Source organism: Ramlibacter sp. P4_H7, assembly GCF_056400765.1.
In genome coordinates this window covers 1-17,112 of record NZ_JBFUKP010000028.1, presented here as the reverse complement: position 1 = coordinate 17,112, position 17,112 = coordinate 1, and the positions used below count along the sequence as shown (strand labels likewise).

The 17,112-nt window shown below is 68.1% G+C and carries 20 protein-coding genes; 9 read left to right on the top strand and 11 right to left on the bottom strand.

Annotation, left to right across the window (positions count from 1 at the left end; translation table 11 throughout):
* Positions 1 to 88 precede the first annotated feature (88 nt).
* The 3 genes from AC1DSA_RS24535 to AC1DSA_RS24525 form a co-directional block, all read right to left on the bottom strand.
* Positions 89 to 742 (bottom strand): glutathione S-transferase family protein, encoded by a 654-nt coding sequence (locus AC1DSA_RS24535; protein ID WP_477893573.1) that lies wholly within the window; start codon positions 740 to 742, stop codon positions 89 to 91.
* A 116-nt stretch (positions 743 to 858) separates the two neighbouring features.
* Positions 859 to 1,155 carry a plasmid stabilization protein gene (locus AC1DSA_RS24530; RefSeq protein WP_477893571.1) on the bottom strand — a complete coding sequence of 99 codons (297 nt, stop codon included), beginning with the start codon at positions 1,153 to 1,155 and terminating at the stop codon, positions 859 to 861.
* A 124-nt stretch (positions 1,156 to 1,279) separates the two neighbouring features.
* Positions 1,280 to 1,474 (bottom strand): hypothetical protein, encoded by a 195-nt coding sequence (locus AC1DSA_RS24525; RefSeq protein WP_477893569.1) that lies wholly within the window; start codon positions 1,472 to 1,474, stop codon positions 1,280 to 1,282.
* Between the two features lie 281 nt (positions 1,475 to 1,755).
* Between AC1DSA_RS24525 and AC1DSA_RS24520 the strand changes: the two genes are divergently transcribed.
* The 3 genes from AC1DSA_RS24520 to AC1DSA_RS24510 all read left to right on the top strand — a co-directional run bounded on the left by AC1DSA_RS24520 (position 1,756) and on the right by AC1DSA_RS24510 (position 4,132).
* On the top strand, positions 1,756 to 2,004 hold the full coding sequence (locus AC1DSA_RS24520) for a DUF6582 domain-containing protein (RefSeq protein WP_477893567.1): 249 nt from the start codon (positions 1,756 to 1,758) through the stop codon (positions 2,002 to 2,004).
* Positions 2,005 to 2,106: 102 nt separating this feature from the next.
* Entirely contained in the window at positions 2,107 to 3,591 is a 1,485-nt protein-coding gene (locus AC1DSA_RS24515) for a Ppx/GppA phosphatase family protein (RefSeq protein ID WP_477893565.1), read from the top strand.
* A 115-nt stretch (positions 3,592 to 3,706) separates the two neighbouring features.
* Positions 3,707 to 4,132 carry a hypothetical protein gene (locus AC1DSA_RS24510; RefSeq protein ID WP_477893563.1) on the top strand — a complete coding sequence of 142 codons (426 nt, stop codon included), beginning with the start codon at positions 3,707 to 3,709 and terminating at the stop codon, positions 4,130 to 4,132.
* Positions 4,133 to 4,136: 4 nt separating this feature from the next.
* On the opposite strand, the gene AC1DSA_RS24505 is transcribed toward AC1DSA_RS24510, so the two are convergent.
* The gene (locus tag AC1DSA_RS24505) at positions 4,137 to 4,598 is read right to left on the bottom strand and encodes a SixA phosphatase family protein (RefSeq protein WP_477893631.1); all 462 of its coding nucleotides are present in this window, start codon (positions 4,596 to 4,598) and stop codon (positions 4,137 to 4,139) included.
* A 2-nt stretch (positions 4,599 to 4,600) separates the two neighbouring features.
* A complete protein-coding gene (ppk1, locus tag AC1DSA_RS24500) occupies positions 4,601 to 6,679 on the bottom strand; it encodes a polyphosphate kinase 1 (protein WP_477893561.1) in 2,079 nt (692 codons plus the stop codon).
* Positions 6,680 to 6,787: 108 nt separating this feature from the next.
* On the opposite strand from ppk1, the gene AC1DSA_RS24495 reads away from it, so the two are divergent.
* Positions 6,788 to 8,257: a CYTH and CHAD domain-containing protein gene (locus tag AC1DSA_RS24495; protein WP_477893559.1), complete on the top strand. Its 1,470-nt coding sequence runs from the start codon at positions 6,788 to 6,790 to the stop codon at positions 8,255 to 8,257.
* A gap of 38 nt (positions 8,258 to 8,295) precedes the next feature.
* The gene (locus AC1DSA_RS24490; protein WP_477893557.1) at positions 8,296 to 9,132 is read left to right on the top strand and encodes a PPK2 family polyphosphate kinase; all 837 of its coding nucleotides are present in this window, start codon (positions 8,296 to 8,298) and stop codon (positions 9,130 to 9,132) included.
* Between the two features lie 17 nt (positions 9,133 to 9,149).
* Here the strand turns inward: AC1DSA_RS24490 and AC1DSA_RS24485 are convergent, their stop codons facing one another.
* Entirely contained in the window at positions 9,150 to 9,953 is an 804-nt protein-coding gene (locus AC1DSA_RS24485) for an IclR family transcriptional regulator (protein ID WP_477893555.1), read from the bottom strand.
* A 106-nt stretch (positions 9,954 to 10,059) separates the two neighbouring features.
* On the opposite strand from AC1DSA_RS24485, the gene AC1DSA_RS24480 reads away from it, so the two are divergent.
* From AC1DSA_RS24480 to AC1DSA_RS24465, 4 genes are read left to right on the top strand one after another with little or no spacing between them, the layout of a single operon-like run.
* Positions 10,060 to 11,610, top strand: coding sequence for an AMP-binding protein (locus tag AC1DSA_RS24480; protein WP_477893553.1), 1,551 nt, complete (start codon positions 10,060 to 10,062; stop codon positions 11,608 to 11,610).
* Between the two features lie 37 nt (positions 11,611 to 11,647).
* Positions 11,648 to 12,472, top strand: coding sequence for an enoyl-CoA hydratase/isomerase family protein (locus AC1DSA_RS24475; protein WP_477893551.1), 825 nt, complete (start codon positions 11,648 to 11,650; stop codon positions 12,470 to 12,472).
* Positions 12,473 to 12,481: 9 nt separating this feature from the next.
* Entirely contained in the window at positions 12,482 to 13,255 is a 774-nt protein-coding gene (locus AC1DSA_RS24470; RefSeq protein WP_477893549.1) for an SDR family oxidoreductase, read from the top strand.
* Positions 13,256 to 13,299: 44 nt separating this feature from the next.
* On the top strand, positions 13,300 to 14,514 hold the full coding sequence (locus AC1DSA_RS24465) for an ABC transporter substrate-binding protein (protein WP_477893547.1): 1,215 nt from the start codon (positions 13,300 to 13,302) through the stop codon (positions 14,512 to 14,514).
* A gap of 72 nt (positions 14,515 to 14,586) precedes the next feature.
* Here AC1DSA_RS24465 and AC1DSA_RS24460 read toward each other — a convergent pair whose 3' ends face one another.
* The 5 genes from AC1DSA_RS24460 to AC1DSA_RS24440 all read right to left on the bottom strand — a co-directional run bounded on the left by AC1DSA_RS24460 (position 14,587) and on the right by AC1DSA_RS24440 (position 16,681).
* The gene (locus tag AC1DSA_RS24460) at positions 14,587 to 14,982 is read right to left on the bottom strand and encodes a tautomerase family protein (RefSeq protein ID WP_477893545.1); all 396 of its coding nucleotides are present in this window, start codon (positions 14,980 to 14,982) and stop codon (positions 14,587 to 14,589) included.
* Between the two features lie 44 nt (positions 14,983 to 15,026).
* Complete coding sequence (locus tag AC1DSA_RS24455; RefSeq protein ID WP_477893543.1) at positions 15,027 to 15,467, bottom strand: DUF3995 domain-containing protein; 441 nt, start codon at positions 15,465 to 15,467, stop codon at positions 15,027 to 15,029.
* Between the two features lie 34 nt (positions 15,468 to 15,501).
* The gene (locus tag AC1DSA_RS24450; protein WP_477893541.1) at positions 15,502 to 15,978 is read right to left on the bottom strand and encodes a VOC family protein; all 477 of its coding nucleotides are present in this window, start codon (positions 15,976 to 15,978) and stop codon (positions 15,502 to 15,504) included.
* Between the two features lie 77 nt (positions 15,979 to 16,055).
* Positions 16,056 to 16,385: an addiction module antidote protein gene (locus AC1DSA_RS24445; RefSeq protein WP_477893539.1), complete on the bottom strand. Its 330-nt coding sequence runs from the start codon at positions 16,383 to 16,385 to the stop codon at positions 16,056 to 16,058.
* Positions 16,385 to 16,681, bottom strand: coding sequence for a type II toxin-antitoxin system RelE/ParE family toxin (locus tag AC1DSA_RS24440; protein ID WP_477893537.1), 297 nt, complete (start codon positions 16,679 to 16,681; stop codon positions 16,385 to 16,387). The genes AC1DSA_RS24445 and AC1DSA_RS24440 overlap by 1 nt, the downstream gene beginning before the upstream one ends.
* Between the last annotated feature and the right edge of the window lie 431 nt (positions 16,682 to 17,112).

Sequence of the window (17,112 nt, the reverse complement as noted above, 5' to 3'; positions counted from 1 at the left end):
CTATTCAAGGAGATCGGCGCGCGGCTCGGTCCGTTCGACTTGGCGTTCATCAAGATCGGCGCTTACGGGCCGGGGGCAAGCGGCCACGTCAACCCGTCGCGGCCCCGTCCGTGAACACCGCCAGTTGCGCCGCGAACGCCCGCTGGTACGCCGGCCTCGCCTCGCCGCGCGCGACGTAGGCGCACAGATTCGAATGCTCGGCCAACAGGGGCGATCCACCCAGCCGGCGCAGCACCGTCACCATCAGCAGGTCACCGGCGCTGAAGGCACCGTCCAGCCAGTCGGCATCGCCGAGCCGATTGGAGAGTTCACGCAGCCGCCCCCGGACGCGCTCGTCGAGCATGGGTTGCCGCTGCGCGGCCCAGGGCTTGTCGCGCTCCAGCAGCACGGCGGCCTCGCGCTCGACGATCGGCGCCTCCACCGTGTTGAGCGCGGAGAACATCCACATGATCGCGCGCGCCCGCGCATCGGCATCCGCCGGCAGCAAGCCCCCATGCCGTTCTGCGATGTGCAGCACGATCGCCCCCGACTCGAACAGGACGAGGTCACCTTCCCGGTAGGTGGGGATCTGGCCGAAGGGATGCAGCGCACGGTAGGCGGGTTGCTTCATCTCCTGGAACGAAACGAGGTGAACGTCACAGGGCTGGCCCACCTCTTCCAGCGCCCAGCGCACCCGCATGTCGCGCGCGAGCCCCCGGCCGCGATCCGGCGACTGTTTGAACGCGGTGATGGTCGGGGTCATTGGCAGTCTCCGCACCGTGACGTGACGCCATTGTGCGGCACGCTCCGGTGCGGCACACCGCCGCAAGCGGCCGCCCCTCGCCGGCAGCGGCCACGCGGCCAACGGCCGCGAACTCCTTACTTCGACGCGTTGCGCTTGCGCGTGGCGGCCGCCTTCTTGGCAGCGGCGGAGCGCTTGGCATGCGACTGCGCCGCAGCGCCGGCGTGTCCGCCCTGGGTCGACGAGCTCTTGTTGGACGCCCGGCCGCGGCCCGAGCCGCTCTTCTCGCCGCCGTGGCTTTCCTTGTTGACGGTGGCCCAGGCACGGCGCTCCGCTTCGCCCTTGGAGGTGCCGCGACTTTCGTAGCTCTCCTCGATGTGCTCGGCCTTGCGTTTCTGCTTGTCGGAGTAGGACGACTTGTCTCCGCGTGGCATGGTCTGTCTCCTTTCACTGCAACGGAACTGGGGAGCTCCTTTGTAGCGGCGGAGCGCTTTGGCCGAGTGTCGGTCGAGCGGCGCAACCCTCTGTGGGCCGTTGCCGACACGCCGGCCATGCAGATCAGAACTGTCCGGGCAGGTCCGACGTGGTGGCTCGCGCCTTCTCGTCCGAGAACATCGTGGAGATCTCTTGTCCTGCAAGCGGCTGCGGCGACGACGCCACCGGATGGGTGTCGACGGCTTCCGCGGCGTCCGTGATGCAGCCCGCCAAGCCAGCGAGCGTGGCGCACAAAACCAGTGCGGTGAAGGTATGCATGACGGACTCCTCTGCTGCGAATGGGCCTGCAGCCTAGGCGGGTACCTCGAGGGCTACAACCTCATCAGCGCCGTACAAGGTTCGCGGTAGCAAGAAGGCGCGACGGGGGTCGCGCAGCGGCGCCATGCGACCGGCTCGCATGCGGTCGACCCGCTGGACAGCAAGGGCTGCGGTGTAGGACCGGAGCCACCCGAAATCGCGGGATCGCCGTCGTGGGTCCTGGCCGCGAGATCTCCAATCTGGTGCTGGGGCAGTCCGTGCCCCGCATTCAGGAGAGAGCGATGACCAAGCTGAACGAAAAGGACCGCGACAGCCTTGCCGAGTCCCAGTTCGCGTTCGAGAAGCAGCGCAAGGAACCGCTGGAAAACGCGAGCCATGTCCGCAACGCGGTGGCCCGCTTCAACCAGGTGGAAGGCGTCACCGATGCCGAGCGCGATGCCGCGTGGAAGCGCATCCAGGGCGCCGCGAAGAAATTCAACGTCGAGCTGCACGAAACCAGCTGGCGCGACATCGGCCGCAAGAAGACCTGAGCGTTGTCATGACGCGGTCACGGCGGCGATGTAGCTTCGGCCCCCATCGCTGCCTCGACTGAAGATCGCCGGTGCTATGCTGGGCCGACCACCCACCCCCGCATGCAAAACGGTTCCCTGCTCGCTGCCGTCGATCTCGGCTCCAACAGCTTCCGCCTGGAAATCGGGCGGCTGGACCACGGGCAGATCCGCCGGGTTGAATACCTCAAGGAAACGGTGCGCCAGGGCAACGGCCTGGACGAGGACCGCAATCTCCGCATGGAAGCGATGGAACGGGGCTGGGCCTGCCTGGCGCGTTTTGCCGAGCGGCTCTCCGGCTTCAAGCCCGGCCAGGTGCGCGCGGTGGCGACGCAGACCTTGCGCGAGGCGCGCAATCGCGAGGTGTTCCTGATCCGTGCGCGTTCGATCCTCGGTTTCCCGATCGACGTGATTTCCGGGCGCGAGGAAGCGCGGCTGATCTACCAGGGCGTGGCCCACCTGCTGCCGCAATCGGACGAGAAGCGGCTGGTCGTCGACATCGGCGGCCGCTCCACCGAACTGATCCTGGGCCAGCAGTACCGCGCCGACGTCACCGCGAGCTACCGCGTGGGCAGCGTGGGATGGTCCATGCGCTATTTCCCCGACGGCCAGTTGAGCCCCGCTGCGTTCGAGCGCGCCGAGATCGCGGCCCAGGCCGTGCTGGACGAGGCGCTCGGATCCTTCACGGCCGGCAGCTGGGAAGTGGCGTACGGATCCTCGGGCACCATCGGCGCGGTGGCCGACGTGCTGGCCGCGTCCGGACGGGGCAACGGCGAAATCACGCGCGCCGGCCTGGACTGGCTCCTGTCGGAACTGGTGCTGGCCCGCAACGCCGACCGCGTGCGGCTGCCGGGCCTGAAAGACGACCGCCGCCCCGTCATCGGCGGCGGACTGAGCGTGCTGCGCGCCGTGTTCTCCGTGCTGGGACTCGATCGCATGCAGCCGGCCCAGGGCGCCCTGCGGCAAGGCGCGCTCTATGACCTGCTCGATCGCGAGCATGCCGAGACCGACGTGCGCACGGCCACGGTCGAACGCCTGTCGCGGCAGTTCGCCGTCGATGCGGCGCAGGCACGCAGGGTCGTGGACGTCGCCTGCAAGCTGCTGCGCCAGCTGCGGCCGGGCGGACCCGAGGGCGAGCAGCAGCAGAACGAACGCGACCTGGGCTGGGCGGCGCGCCTGCACGAGATCGGCACGCTGATCTCGCACAGCGACTCGCACAAGCACGGCGCCTACATCCTGGACAACGCGGACGCGGCCGGCTTCTCGCAGGCGGAACTGCACCGGCTGGGCCTGCTGGTGCTGGGGCACCGCGGCAAGCTGCGCAAGCTGGAGGCGGATTTCGACGACGTGCTGCTGGTGCAGCAGCTGGCGTGCCTGCGGCTGGCCGTGATCCTTTGCCACGCGCGGCGCGACCCCGACCTGCGCGGACTGCGCCTGGCGCTGGCCGGGCGCTCGTTCTCGCTCACGGTGCCGGACAAGTGGGCCGCTGCCTATCCGCAATCGCTGCACCTGCTGCGCGAGGAAGCGGTGGCCTGGCAGAAGATGCCCTGGAGCTTCACCCTCGCCTGACGCGGCGCTGGCGCTGCCCGCCTCGCTGTCACGCGGTTGAGCTGGGTACGAAAGCTGCCTATACTATTTATACCGTATATACGGTTTTTACCCAGAAACCCGAGAGGACCGGAGCATGGCAACGAGCACCAAGAAGGCGGCGCCCGCCGCAGGCAAGCCGGGCAAGAAACCCGTGAAGACCGCAACCCGCGCGCGCGCGGTGGCCGCACCGGCGCGCAAGGCCGCTGCGAAGCCCGTCGCGAAGACGGTGGCGGAGCCCGTCACGAAGACCACCCCGGTTCCGCAACAGGAAGCCGGCGCCGACAAGGCCGACAAGGCGAAGAAGCTCAAGCTGGTGCGTGACAGCTTCACCATCCCGAAGGCGGAATACGCGGTGCTGGAGGCGATGAAGCTGCGTGCCGCCAAGCTGGGCCGTCCCACGAAGAAGAGCGAGGTGCTGCGCGCCGGCGTGCAGGCCCTGGCCGCGATGGGCGATGCCGCCTTCCTCGCCTGCGTGGGCTCCGTCCCCGCCGTCAAGACCGGGCGCCCCGCGAAGACCTGAGCTTTCAGTCCCGGTCGGGAGAGCGCACCGCCCACACCAGGGTCTGCGGCCCGCCGGCCTGGTCTTTCCGGCGCAGCCACCAGGCCGCGCCTTTCAGGACCGCGCATTCGCCACCCTGCATCCCCAGCAGTTGCGCGAGCGCCTGGCCCAGCACCGGCTGGTGGCCGACGACCATCACCGGCTGCTTCGCATGCGGCCATTGCGCCGCCCGCAGCAGGTCGGCAGGCAGTCGACCCTGGGCCAGCGCCTCGCTCAGCAGGAAGCTGCGACCGAGCCGAAGCGCCGTCTGCTGGCAGCGCAGCGCCGGGCTGCACAGCACGAGCGTGTCCGCCGGCAGGTGGCGATCCAGCCATGCGCCCATCCGGGCCGCCTGCTTTTCACCGCGCGGCGTGAGTGCGCGGTCCACGTCGGCCTGGTCCCCGCGTTGTTCTTCCGCTTCCGCGTGCCGCCAGAAGACCAGGTCCATGGTCATGCCTCTTCCACGACGGCAACCGCGGCATAGCGGGCCACCAGGGTCGCCTGCGCACCGTGTCCACCCGCCTCTTCCGCGCCCTTGACGCGCCTGTAGCTTCCGTCCGGCTGCAGGTCCCAGGCGTCCCGGTTGTCATTCAGGTAAAGCTGCAGGCACTCTTCGACGATGCGCTGGCGCAGCTTCGGGTTCTTCACCGGCCACGCCAGCTCCACCCGCCGCAGCATGTTCCGGTTCATCCAGTCGGCGCTGGAGAGATAGACCTCCTCCTGGTCGCCCGCGCGGAAGTAGAACACCCGCGTGTGCTCCAGGAAGCGGCCGATCACCGAGCGCACGCGGATGTTTTCGCTCAGCCCCGGCACGCCGGCGGGCAGCGTGCAGGCCCCCCGCACGATCAGGTCGATGCGCACGCCGCGCTTGCCGGCACGCACCAGCGCCTGCATCAGCGGCTCGTCGGTCAGCGCGTTCATCTTCAGGATGATGCGTGTCTCCACGGCGCCACCGGCCGCGGCGCCGACCCGGTCGACCTCTTCGACCAGCCGCCGCTGCAGCAGCATGGGGGCCAGCCACACGTGGTTCAGCTTCGGCAGCTTGCTCTGGCCGGCCAGGTGGACGAACACCTGGTCGATGTCGGCCGTCAGCTGCGGGTCCGCCGTCAGGTGGCTCAGGTCCGTGTACAGCCGCGCGGTGCCCAGGTTGTAGTTGCCGGTGGACAGGTGGGCATAGCGCACCAGCGCGTCGCCTTCGCGCCGCGTCACCAGCAGCATCTTGGCGTGCGTCTTGAGGCCGACCACGCCGTACACCACCTGCGCGCCGACCGCCTCCAGCGCCTCGGCCCAGTTGATGTTGGCCTCCTCGTCGTAGCGGGCCTTGAGTTCCACCACCACGGTGACCTCCTTGCCGCGGCTCACCGCCTCCAGCAGCAGGTCCACCAGCTGCGAGTCCTTGCCGGTGCGGTAGATGGTCTGCTTGATCGCCAGAACCTGCGGGTCGTGCACGGCTTCGCGCAGGAAGGCGAGCACGCCCTCGAAGCTTTCGAACGGCTGGTGGATCAGCACGTCCTGCTTCTTCAGCTGGTCGAAGATGGGCCGGCCGGGGACCAGGTCGCGCGGGTACACGGGGACATGGGGCGGAAACAGCAGCTTGGGCGCGTCCACCAGGTCGATCATCTGCTGCAGCCGCACCAGGTTGACCGGCCCGTGCACGCGATAGAGCGCCGCCGGCGGCAGCCCGAACTGCGCCATCAGGAAATCCGACAGGTATTCCGAACAACCGGCGGAGACTTCCAGCCGCACGGCCTGGCCGTAGTGCCGCTGCTGCAGCCCGAGGCGCAGCGCAGTGCGCAGGTTGCGCACGTCTTCCTCGCCGACCGCGAGTTCCGAGTGGCGCGTCAGCCGGAACTGCGAGAACTCGCCGACGCTGCGCCCGGGAAACAGCAGGTCCAGGTGGGCGCGGATCACGCTGGAGAGCGACACCAGCAGATGCTTCTTGCCCGCCACCTTGGCCGGCATCGGGATCAGGCGCGGCAGCACGCGCGGCACCTTGACGATCGCGATCTCGTTTTCACGCCCGAAGGCGTCCTTGCCGGCCAGCCGCACGATGAAGTTGAGCGACTTGTTGGCGACCTGCGGAAAGGGGTGCGCGGGATCGAGCGCGACCGGGACCAGCAAGGGCCGCACCTCGCGCTCGAAGTATTCCTCCACCCATTCCTTCTGGCGCACGTTGCGGTCGCCGTGCGAAACGATCTCGATCCCCTCCCTGGCGAAGGCCGGCATGAGCTCGTCGTTGTAGAGCGCGTATTGCCGTTCCACCAGCCGGTGGGCGGTGGCGGAGATCTTCTCGAAGCTGCGGATGCTGTAGGTGCCCGTCAGCCCGCCGGCAATCGCGGCCGACAGGTGCTCCGCCGCACGGACCTCGAAGAATTCGTCCAGGTTGGACGAGACGATGGTCAGGAAGCGCAGGCGCTCGAGCAGCGGCACCCCCGGCCGCTGGGCCCAGTCGAGCACCCGCTCGTTGAAGGCGAGGATGCTGTGATCGCGATCGAGAAAGGGCACAACCGATGCGGCGGCGTCGCACATGGGGGAGATGTGGGAATTGTGACGTACACGTGACAGTGTTGAGCATCGTCATGACAGGATCGTGACAGGGCCCCCTGCGGCGCCGAATCGCGCGAAACTCGCAGACCGATGGCCGAATTCGAGCTCAAGTTCCAGGTTCCGCCCGACCAGGCCGACCAGGTCGAGGCGGCCCTGCGGCGTGGCAAGGCGGACAGCCAGCGCCTGCGCGCGCGTTACTTCGACACGCCCGACGAGGCTCTGGCGGATAAGGCGCTGGTCCTGCGCCTGCGGCAGGAGGGCGGCCAGTGGGTGCAGACGGCCAAGGGCCCCGGCCGTAGCGCGTTCGACCGGCTGGAGCACAACGCACCGGTCGCCGATGGCGAGACGGCGCAGCCGGACCCGGCCCGCCACGACGGCCACGCGGTCGGTGCTGCGTTGCGCGCGGCACTGAAGGGTGTTCGGGGTGAATTGCAGGCCACGTTCGAGACCGACGTGACGCGGCTGGCTCGCACGATGAAGACAGCCGGCAGCGCCGTCGAGGTCGCCTTCGACCGCGGCGAGATCCGCTCCGGCGGCAACACGCTGCTGGTGCTGGAGGTCGAATTCGAACTGAAGGAAGGCAACCCGTCCGCGCTGTTCGAGCTGGCGGCAACCTGGTGCGAGAAGCACGGCCTCTGGCTGGACCCCCTGTCGAAATCCGGTGCCGGCCGGCGGCTCGCGCACGGCGACGCAGGCGGGCCGCCGCAGGAAGCGAGTGCGGTGCCACCGGCGGACACCGCCCAGGGTCTGGCAGCGGCCATCCTCGATGCCGCCATGCAGCAGGCGCTCTGGAACGCCCGCGAACTGGCCGCGGGCACCGGCGGCGACGAACACATTCACGAGCTGCGTGTCGGCCTGCGCCGGCTGCGCACCGCGCTGCGGGAACTGGGGCAGCACACGCGGATGGAGCCCCTGGACCCGGCGGTGGAAGGCACGCTGGAGGAACTGTTCTCGACGCTCGGCGCGCACCGGGACGGCGCGACGCTGCTGCCGCAGCTGCAGCGGGAACTCGCGGCGCAGGGCAGCCCCGCCCTCCCCTGGCAGCCCGAGCTCCCCGACGTAGGCGCAGCCGTGCGCGGCCCCGCCGTGCAGGCGGCCTGGCTCCAGCTGCTGGCCCGCATCGAAGCGCTGCGGGAGGCCGCGGGCGGGACGGCTGCTGCGGGGACCAAGGGCCTGCGCAAGGTGGTGCGCAAGCGGCTGGCGAAACTGCATGACCGGTGCGCGGAAGATGGCAGCCGCTTCGTGGCTCTCGCCCAGGCGCAGCGGCACCGCGTGCGCAAGCGGCTGAAACGCCTGCGCTACCTGGCGGAACTGACACGGCCCCTGTTCCGCGGCCGCGAGGTGGACCGGTACGTCGGGTCGCTGAAGAAGCTGCAGGACGCACTGGGGCGCTACCAGGATGCCTGCGCCGGCCGGGCGCTGTTCGAGGCGCGCGCCGCGGACGACGCCGGCGCCTGGTTTGCGGTGGGCTGGCTCACCCTGCGCGAGGAGGAACTGGCCCGCGACTGTGCCCGCGCCTGCCGCAGGATGGAGAAGAAGGCCCGCCCCTTCTGGGACTGACCGTCCCCGCGCGGCCATGCCTTGACCTAGGATGGGGCATGAGCAAGAACAAACGGCCGAGCACGAAGACCCAGGACCGCTATCGGCACGCCGACCCCGGCCGGCCGTTCGACCTCTCCGCCATCGACCCCGGCGACAAGCCCTGTTCCAGCGGCAAGAAAGCGGCGGACGAACAGAAGGTGGAGGAACTCGCGGTCGAACTCGACGGCCTGCAGAACCTGCTGTTCGCCGACGCGCGGCACAAGCTGCTGGTGGTGCTGCAGGGCACCGACACCAGCGGCAAGGACGGCACGCTGCGGGGCGTCTTCAGCCGAATGACGCCGCTGGGCGTGCGCACGGTCGCATGGAAGGCGCCGACCGAAACCGAGCGCGCGCACGACTTGCTCTGGCGCATCCATGCCCAGGTGCCGCGCGCCGGCGAGATCGTCGTCTTCAACCGCAGCCACTACGAGGACGTCCTCGTGCCGTGGGTGCTGGGCAGCCTGCCGGAAGAGCAGCTGCTGCAGCGCTATGCGCAGATCAACGACTTCGAGCGGATGCTCACCGAGACCGGCACCACGGTGGTCAAGTTCATGCTGCACATCTCCTCGGACGAACAGCGCAAGCGCCTGCAGCAGCGCATCGACGACCCGACCCGGCGCTGGAAATTCCAGCGCGACGACCTCGAGGTGCGCAAGAAGTGGGATGAATACCAGCGCGCCTACGAGCGCGCCATCTCGATGACCGGCACGCCCTGGGCGCCGTGGACGGTGGTGCCCGCCGACTCCAAGACCCACCGCAACCTGATGATCGCCACGGTGCTCCGGCAGGTGCTGCAGGGCATGGACCTGTCCTTCCCGGACGACCCCACCATCGCTTCGATCAAGGTGGTCTGAAGCCGGCGCCCGACGGTTCAGGCTGCGCCGCTCACCAGCCGCTCGTGCTCGTGGCCCAGCGTGCGCGACAGGCCGTTCGCCGCCTCGCGCAAGGCCTTCACCACGGGGCCGGTCCAGCGGTGGTCGAAGCTGCCCTTGTAGCCCAGCACCGTGAGGCTCAGGACCAGCCGGCCGCGATCGTCGAACACGGGCGCGGCGAAGGCGCTCATGCCCTGCATGAAGTCGCCCTGGGCGCGGGCGATGCCGCGCTGGCGCACCTGCTCGATGCTCTCCAGGTCGTCCGAACTCCCCTCTTCCTCCTGGCCGGCCCGCGCCGCGTAGTCCCGCACCAGTTCCTGCGGCATGAAGGCGGCGAAGATGCGGCCGGTGGCCGAGCGGTACAGGGGAAACACGGAACCCAGGCCGACGTTGACCATGACCGGATGCGCGGGCTGCTCCCAGCGCACGACGGTCGGGCCGAAGCTGCCCCACACCGAAACGGCGACCGTGTGGCCGGTTTCCGCGCACAGGCGCTCGGCCTCGCGCGACGCCAACGAGATCGGCTCGATGGTGGCCAGGCACGACAGGCTGAATTCCAGCGCCACGGGGCCGATGCCGTAGAGCCCCGTCTCGGGGTCCTGGGTCACGAATCCGGCGCGCGTGAAGCTCACCAGGTAGCGGTGGGCCTTGCCGGGGGAGACGCGGGCCTGGTCCGCCACGGCCGTGAGCTTCATCGGCCGCCGGTTGTGCGCGAGCACCAGCATCAGGGCCAGGCCCATCTCCAGCGACTGCACGCCGCCCTGCACATCGGTTTTCTTCTTCCTGGATGCGGTTGGTGTCATGGCTGCTCGCCACTGTAAGCGAAGGCCGGCCGGGTGTTTGCTCGCTTGACAACGGGCCTCCGAGATTTTTACATTTGGCGGAAATCATTTCTGCAGGACGGAAACAATGCTGACAGGCGACATGCTGCGGCGCTCCGCCGAACGTTTCCCCGACAAGCCGGCGATCGTCTACCGCGGGCCCGAAGGCGCCCGGCGCATCGCATACCGCGCCCTCGACGAGGACGCCAACCGCCTGGCGAACGCGCTGCTCGCGCTGGGCCTGCCCAAGGGCGCGACGGTCTCCATGCTGTCGCGCAACCTGGCGGAGTACGGCACCGTGTTCTTCGGCGTCGCCCGCTCCGGCTTCCTGCAGAACAACATCTCGGTGCTCTATGCCCCCGAGGAACTGGCGTGGGTGCTGAACAAGTCGAAGACGCAGGTCCTCATCTTCGATGCCCAGTTCGCCGACAAGGTGGCGGCGATCCGCAAGGACTGCCCCGGCATCACCAGCTTCGTCTGCATCGGCAACGCGCCGCAGGTGGATGCCCTGCCGTTCGCGCAGTTGCTGGCGCAGGGCGCTCCCACGCCGCCCGAGCTGGTGATCGACGAACGCGACGCCTTCTGCATGACCTACACCGGCGGCACCACCGGCCGGCCCAAGGGCGTGCAGATGAACCACCGGGCCCGGGCGATCACGGCGCACACGGTGGCCTTCGAGGAAAGGCTCACCGACGAGGACGTGGTGGGCATCGTCACCCCCCTGTTCCACGTGGCGGCGCTGAACATCATGTTCCAGCCGGCCGTGCTGGTGGGCGCCACCTCGGTGTTCGTCACGCCCTGGTCGCCCGACGCCTTCCTCGACGCGGTCGAACTGGAACGCATCACCGCCGCCTTCATGGTGCCCACGCAGGCGAACGCGCTGGCCACCCATCCCGAACTCGGTCGCCGGGATCTCTCCAGCTGGACCAAGCTGTCCTTCGCCGGCGCTCCCATGCCGGACTGGGTCCAGACCGAGCTGATGCGTCGCCTGCCCGCGCTGCAACTCACGCAGATCTACGGCCAGTCGGAAATGGGCGTGATCGCGGCGCTGCCGCCGGCCTGCCTGCCCGCCAAGCTGGGGAGCGTCGGCCGCCAGCCGTTCAACATCGACGTGACGGTGCTGCGGTCGGATGGCAGCCGCGCGGCGCCCGGCGAACTGGGCGAGGTGGCCTCGCGCGGCGACAACCTCATGATGTGCTACTTCGACGAGCCGCAGCAGACCGCGGAGTTCTTCCGCGTGGGCGGCGGCTGGGGCCTGTCCGGCGACATCGGCGTCATGGACGCCGACGGCTTCCTCACCCTGGTGGACCGCGCCAAGGACATGCTGATCTCCGGCGGCGAGAACGTCTACCCGAAGGAGATCGAGACCGTGCTGTACCAACTGCCCCAGGTGGCGGAATGCGCGGTGTTCGGCATTCCCGACGACAAGTGGGGCGAGGTGCCGGCCGCCTACCTGCAGCTCAAGGCGGGCGCCACGCTCACCGAGCAGGAGGTGGTTGCCCAGTGCGAGGCGAAGCTTGCCCGCCTGAAGCGCCCGCGCCTCGTGAAATTCGTCGAGGGCTTCCCCAAGACCCCCATCGGCAAGATCCAGAAGAACGTGCTCAAGGAGCCGTACTGGCAAGGCCGCAAGAAGATCTGACGCGCGGCATTTTTTTCATCCTCCGGACCGAACGCATATGAACGACGAGCGCTACGCACACTATGAAGCCCTGACACTGAAGCGGCACGACCACGGCATCCTGGAAATCGTGATGGGCGCGGCCCGCAGCGCCAACAAGAAGCTGTCCACCGCCGACGACCGCATGCACCGCGAGCTGTCCACGATCTGGCTGGACATCGACAAGGACCCGGACACGCGCGTGGCACTCATCCGCGGCGAAGGCAAGGGCTTCTCCGCCGGCGGCGACCTGGGCCTGGTGGAGGAGATGGCGCGCGACTTCCACGTGCGCGCGCGGGTCTGGCGCGAGGCGCGCGACCTGGTCTACAACGTGATCAACTGCAGCAAGCCGGTGGTGTCCGCGATGCACGGGCCCGCGGTCGGCGCCGGCCTGGTCGCCGGACTGCTGGCCGACATCTCGATCGCCAGCAAGACCGCCCGCATCATCGACGGCCACACCCGCCTGGGCGTCGCCGCCGGCGACCACGCCGCGATCGTCTGGCCGCTGCTGTGCGGCATGGCCAAGGCCAAGTACTACCTGCTGCTGTGCGAGGCGGTGTCCGGCGAGGAGGCCGAGCGCATCGGCCTGGTGTCCCTCACCGTGGACGAGGCCGACCTGGTGCCGCGCGCCTTCCAGGTCGCCGAGCAGCTGGCCAAGGGATCCTCCACCGCCATCCGCTGGACCAAGTACGCGCTGAACAACTGGCTGCGCATGGCGGGCCCGAACTTCGACACCTCGCTCGCGCTGGAGTTCATGGGCTTCGCCGGCCCCGACGTGCACGAAGGCATCGCCTCGCTGCGCGGGCGGCGCCCGCCCAACTTCGAACCGGGCTGCCCGTTCTAGGAACGCCGCATGCGCATCCAACTGCAAGGCAGGACGGCCCTGGTGCTGGGCGGCACGCGCGGGCTGGGCTGGGGCTGCGCCCAGGCGCTCGCCGAGGCCGGTGCGCGCGTGATCGTCAATGGCCGCGACGCCGCGCACGGCCAGGCCGCCGCGGCGCAGTTGCCGCGCGGCGCCTTCGTCGCAGGCGACATCGGCGACGACGCGGAACGCGCCGCGCTGGTGGCGGGGGTCGATGCCCTCGGCGCGCCCGACATCATCGTCACCAACGCCGGCGGCCCGCCGGCGGCGCCCTTCGAGGAAACCGAGCTCGCGCAATGGCGCCAGGGCTACGAGACCAACCTGATCGGCCCGCTGGAGATCGTGCGCCACTGGCTGCCGCGCATGCGCGCGCAGCGCTTCGGCCGCATCATCAACATCACCTCCTTCGTCGTGAAGGAGCTGTATCCCAACATGGCGCTGTCCAACAGCCTGCGCGTGGGGCTCACCGGCGCCATGGGTTCCCTGGCGCGCGAAGTGGCCGCCAGCGGCATCACCGTCAACGGCATGCTGCCGGGGCTGATGGACACGGGCGCCCTGCAGCGCGTGTTCCGCGACCGCAGCCAGCGCCAGGGCATTCCCGAAGACCAGGTGAAGGCGCAGATGGCGCAGGGCGTTCCCATGGGGCGCCTGGGCACGGCGGAGGACTTCGGCCCGCTGTGCGCCTTCCTCGCCTCGGACCTGGCGGCCTACATCACCGGCCAGAACATCTGCATCGACGGCGGACTGACCCGCTCCACGATCTGAGCGAGCCGCCCCCGATCCGTAATCAAAACACTGGAGACCAAGACATGAGGCAATTCCACCTGAAGGTGCTTTCGGCCGCGCTCGGCCTGCTTTTTGCATCGGCCGCGCCCGCGCAGGGCGTGTCCGACGGCGTGGTGCGCATCGGCGTCGCGACCGACATGACCGGTGCGCTGTCCGACCTGTCCGGCCGCGGCTCGGCGATGGCGGTGCGGATGGCGGTCGAGGACTTCGGCGGCAAGGTGCTGGGCCAGCCGATCGAAGTGCTGGAGATGGACCACCAGAACAAGGCCGACATCGCCGCCAGCAAGGTGCGCGAGTGGTTCGACGTGCAGAAGGTCGACATGATCACCGACCTGACCAACTCCGCCGTCGCGCTCGCGGCCATCGGCGTGGCCAAGGACAAGAACCGCATCGCGATCGTCAACGGCGCCGGCACGACCCGCATCACCAACGATGCCTGCACCGCCACCAGCGTGCACTACGCCTGGGACACGTACGCGGTGGCCAACGGCACGGCCAAGGCGATCGTGAAGAAGGGCGGCACCACCTGGTACTTCCTGACCGCCGACTACGCGTTCGGCCAGCAGAGCGAGAAGGACGTGACCGAGGTGGTGAACGCCTCGGGCGGCAAGGTGCTGGGGTCGGTGCGCCACCCGCTCGGTGCCAGCGATTTTTCCTCGTTCATCGTGAGCGCGAAGGCCTCGGGCGCCAAGATCATCGGCCTGGCCAACGGCGGGGCCGACACGATCAACGCAATCAAGGCCGCGCAGGAATTCGGCGTCGATCCGGCCAAGCAGAACCTCGCGGGCCTGGCTGTCTTCATCACGGACATCCATGGCGCCGGCCTGAAGGCCGCGCAGGGCCTGCTGCTCACCGAAGCCTTCTACTGGGACCAGAACGAGCAGACCCGCCAGTGGTCGCGCCGCTTCTTCGAACGCATGAAGAAGATGCCGACCGCCATCCAGGCGGCCAACTATTCGTCCACGCTGCACTACCTGCGCGCCGTGAAGGAAGCCGGAACCGACGCCACCCCGGCGGTGATGGCCAAGATGAAGAGCATGAAGATCAACGACTTCTTCGCCCGCAACGGCACCATCCGCGAAGACGGCCGCATGGTGCACGACATGCTGCTGGTGCAGGTCAAGCGGCCGCAGGAGTCGAGCTATCCGTGGGACTACTACAAGGTCGTCGCCACCATCCCCGGGGACGAAGCCTTCCAGCCGCTCGCACGCTCTGCGTGTCCCCTGGTGAAGCGCTGAGGCCCTTGCAGCGGGCGCGGGGGTCAGGCCGCGCCTGGGCTGCCCAGGAGCTGTGGTCCATGCCCGCAGTCGCTACACGCCGACGGGGTAGCCCAGCTCGACGTCGCAGAGGGCCTGGCCTCCACGCACACCGAAGTTCTCGGCGGGCAGTTCGAAGAGGCGAATGAGCACGCAGTCCGGGGGGATGCCGACGACTGAGAACGCCTCCGTGATGAAGCGATAGAGGCTGCGCTTCGCCTCGACGGAGCGGCCGGGCAGAAGATAGATGCTGACGTTGGTGAGCCACTCCGGGCTTCGACAGTCGGTGCGACCCAGGAAGCGATGCGGTTGATGAACGACGAGCGTGACGTTCCGATGTGCGGGAGCGACTTTGAACCCGCGGACGATGGCGTCGTGCACGCTCTCGAGCAGGTACGTCTCGTGTTCAGGTGAATAGCTGCGTCGGATCTCGACGACGGCACTCGGCATCGTGGGTTCCTTGGTTGGGCGACGTGACAATGATGACAGCCAGCCTAGATGGCGTCGGCATAGGCCACAAAAGCAACCCCCAGCGCCAACAGGAGGCACAGCGGGGAATACACCAGCGTATCGAGCCGCGCGAACTTCGACCCGCGCACACGCTTGAAGAAGCCCACGTACCTGAAATCGCCGATGGCGCGCGCAAGGAGCCCGAACGCAAGCAAGCCGGACGACCAGGAAAGCACGCGACGAGGCACCGCGACGGGAAGCAGCCCCGCCGTCGCCAGGACCAGGGCTGCAAAGACGAACAAGGCCACTGCAACCAGCAGGGTGGAGGTCCGCGAGGGAACGAACAAGGGCCGACCCGCCAGGCTGGGTACTGCCCCTGATTCCGAGCCCGACCTGCTGGCGCCGGTGGACAGCGCCATCTTCAAGTGCCACAGCGCCAGGATCACGAAGATGACGGACACGGCACTGGAAACAGCGGTGGTCATGCGCCTGCCGGCTTAGCCGCCAATTCTCGGGTTCTCAACGGTCACGTCCCATGGGATCCTCCCGGGAAGCCTGCTGCCCCAGCTGTTCGGCGAGTCCGATGAGAATTCCTTCGGGACCACGGATATAGCAGAGCCGGTACATGTTTTCGTACTGCACGACTTCGCCGACGAGCTTCGCGCCGCGTTTGCCGAGCCGGACGAGCGTATCGTCGATGTCCTCCACGGCGAACATGACGCGAAGGTAGCCGAGAGCGTTCACTGGGGCGACTCGGTGATCGGCGACCACGGGCGGCGCGAGAAAGCAGGACAACTCGAGCCGGCTGTGACCGTCCGGCGTGCGCATCATGGCGATCTCGACGCGCATGCCGCGCAGTCCGGTGACGCCGTCAGCCCAGTCTCCTTCGACGGGAGCCCGCCCCTCGAGCTCCAGACCAAGTTCGGTGAAGAACTCGATGGCGGCATCGAGTTCTTCCACCACGATGCCGACGTTGTCCATGCGCTTGACTGTCATGAGGGCTCCTTGGCGTCTAACGTTGGAGTGAACCGGCAGGCAGGACGTCCGTGCCGAACGACCTGGTCGACCGCAACTTAGGCGGCCTCCGCATGGAACTTCACGCCGAGGGCTCGGACCACCTTCAGGACGGTGGCGAAGCTTGGATTGCCATCCTCGCTCAGGGCCTTGTAGAGGCTCTCGCGGCTCAGCCCAGCATCTCGCGCCACCTGGCTCATTCCTTTGGCGCGGGCAATGTCTCCGAGTGCGCGTGTGATACCCGCGACGTCCTCGGGCGCTTCCTCAAGCCATGCGTCCAAATACGCTGCCATCTCTTCGGGCGTACGAAGTTGCTCCGCAACGTCGTATGTGACCGTTTTCGTTCGCGGGGCCGCGGCCACCTTCGACTTCACTACTGCCTTGACCATCACGACTCCTTCAGACCACTCACCAGTGAGATCGCAGTCTCTATGTCCTTTTGCTGCGATGACTTGTCGCCTCCGGCAAGAAGAACGATCAGAACTCCAGCACGTTCTGTGTAGTAGACCCGATACCCCGGCCCCACATCGATCTTGAGCTCGCACACGCCGTGCGTCAGAGCCCGGTGTTGTCCAGGATTGCCGTGGACCAACCGATCCACTCGAACCTGAATTCGCGCGCGACCGACTCTGTCTCGGAGGGAGTTGATCCAATCTCGGTAGACCTCGGTCATCTCCACGCGCATGCGCGGAGTGTATCCCATGGGATACAGGCCGTCAAACTCGACTGGAGCTCGGATTTGCGGTCGAACGTCGGCGAAGACCGGCGGACTAGTTCTGAATCCTCTGCTTTCCCGCTTTGGGCATGTGCACCTCCGTTAGGTGAAGGTGTCCACTAAACCGATACAAGCTCCGCGTCCGTGTCGATTGATGGGATGGACTCCTCTCGTTTTTCGCGCCAGATTGGCGCACTGGTCTTCATTGGCGTGGGGATCAGGTCTTCAACGAAAGGAGTCCGACATGGATGCTACAACCGTCGCCGTCGATCTTGCAAAGACTGTTTTCCAGGTGGCCGAGGCTGATGCGCAAGGGCGCCTCGTTGGCTCGCATCGGCTGACCCGCGCGCAGTTCGAGCGCTTCTTTGGCAACCGCACGGCCGCACAAGTCGTGATGGAAG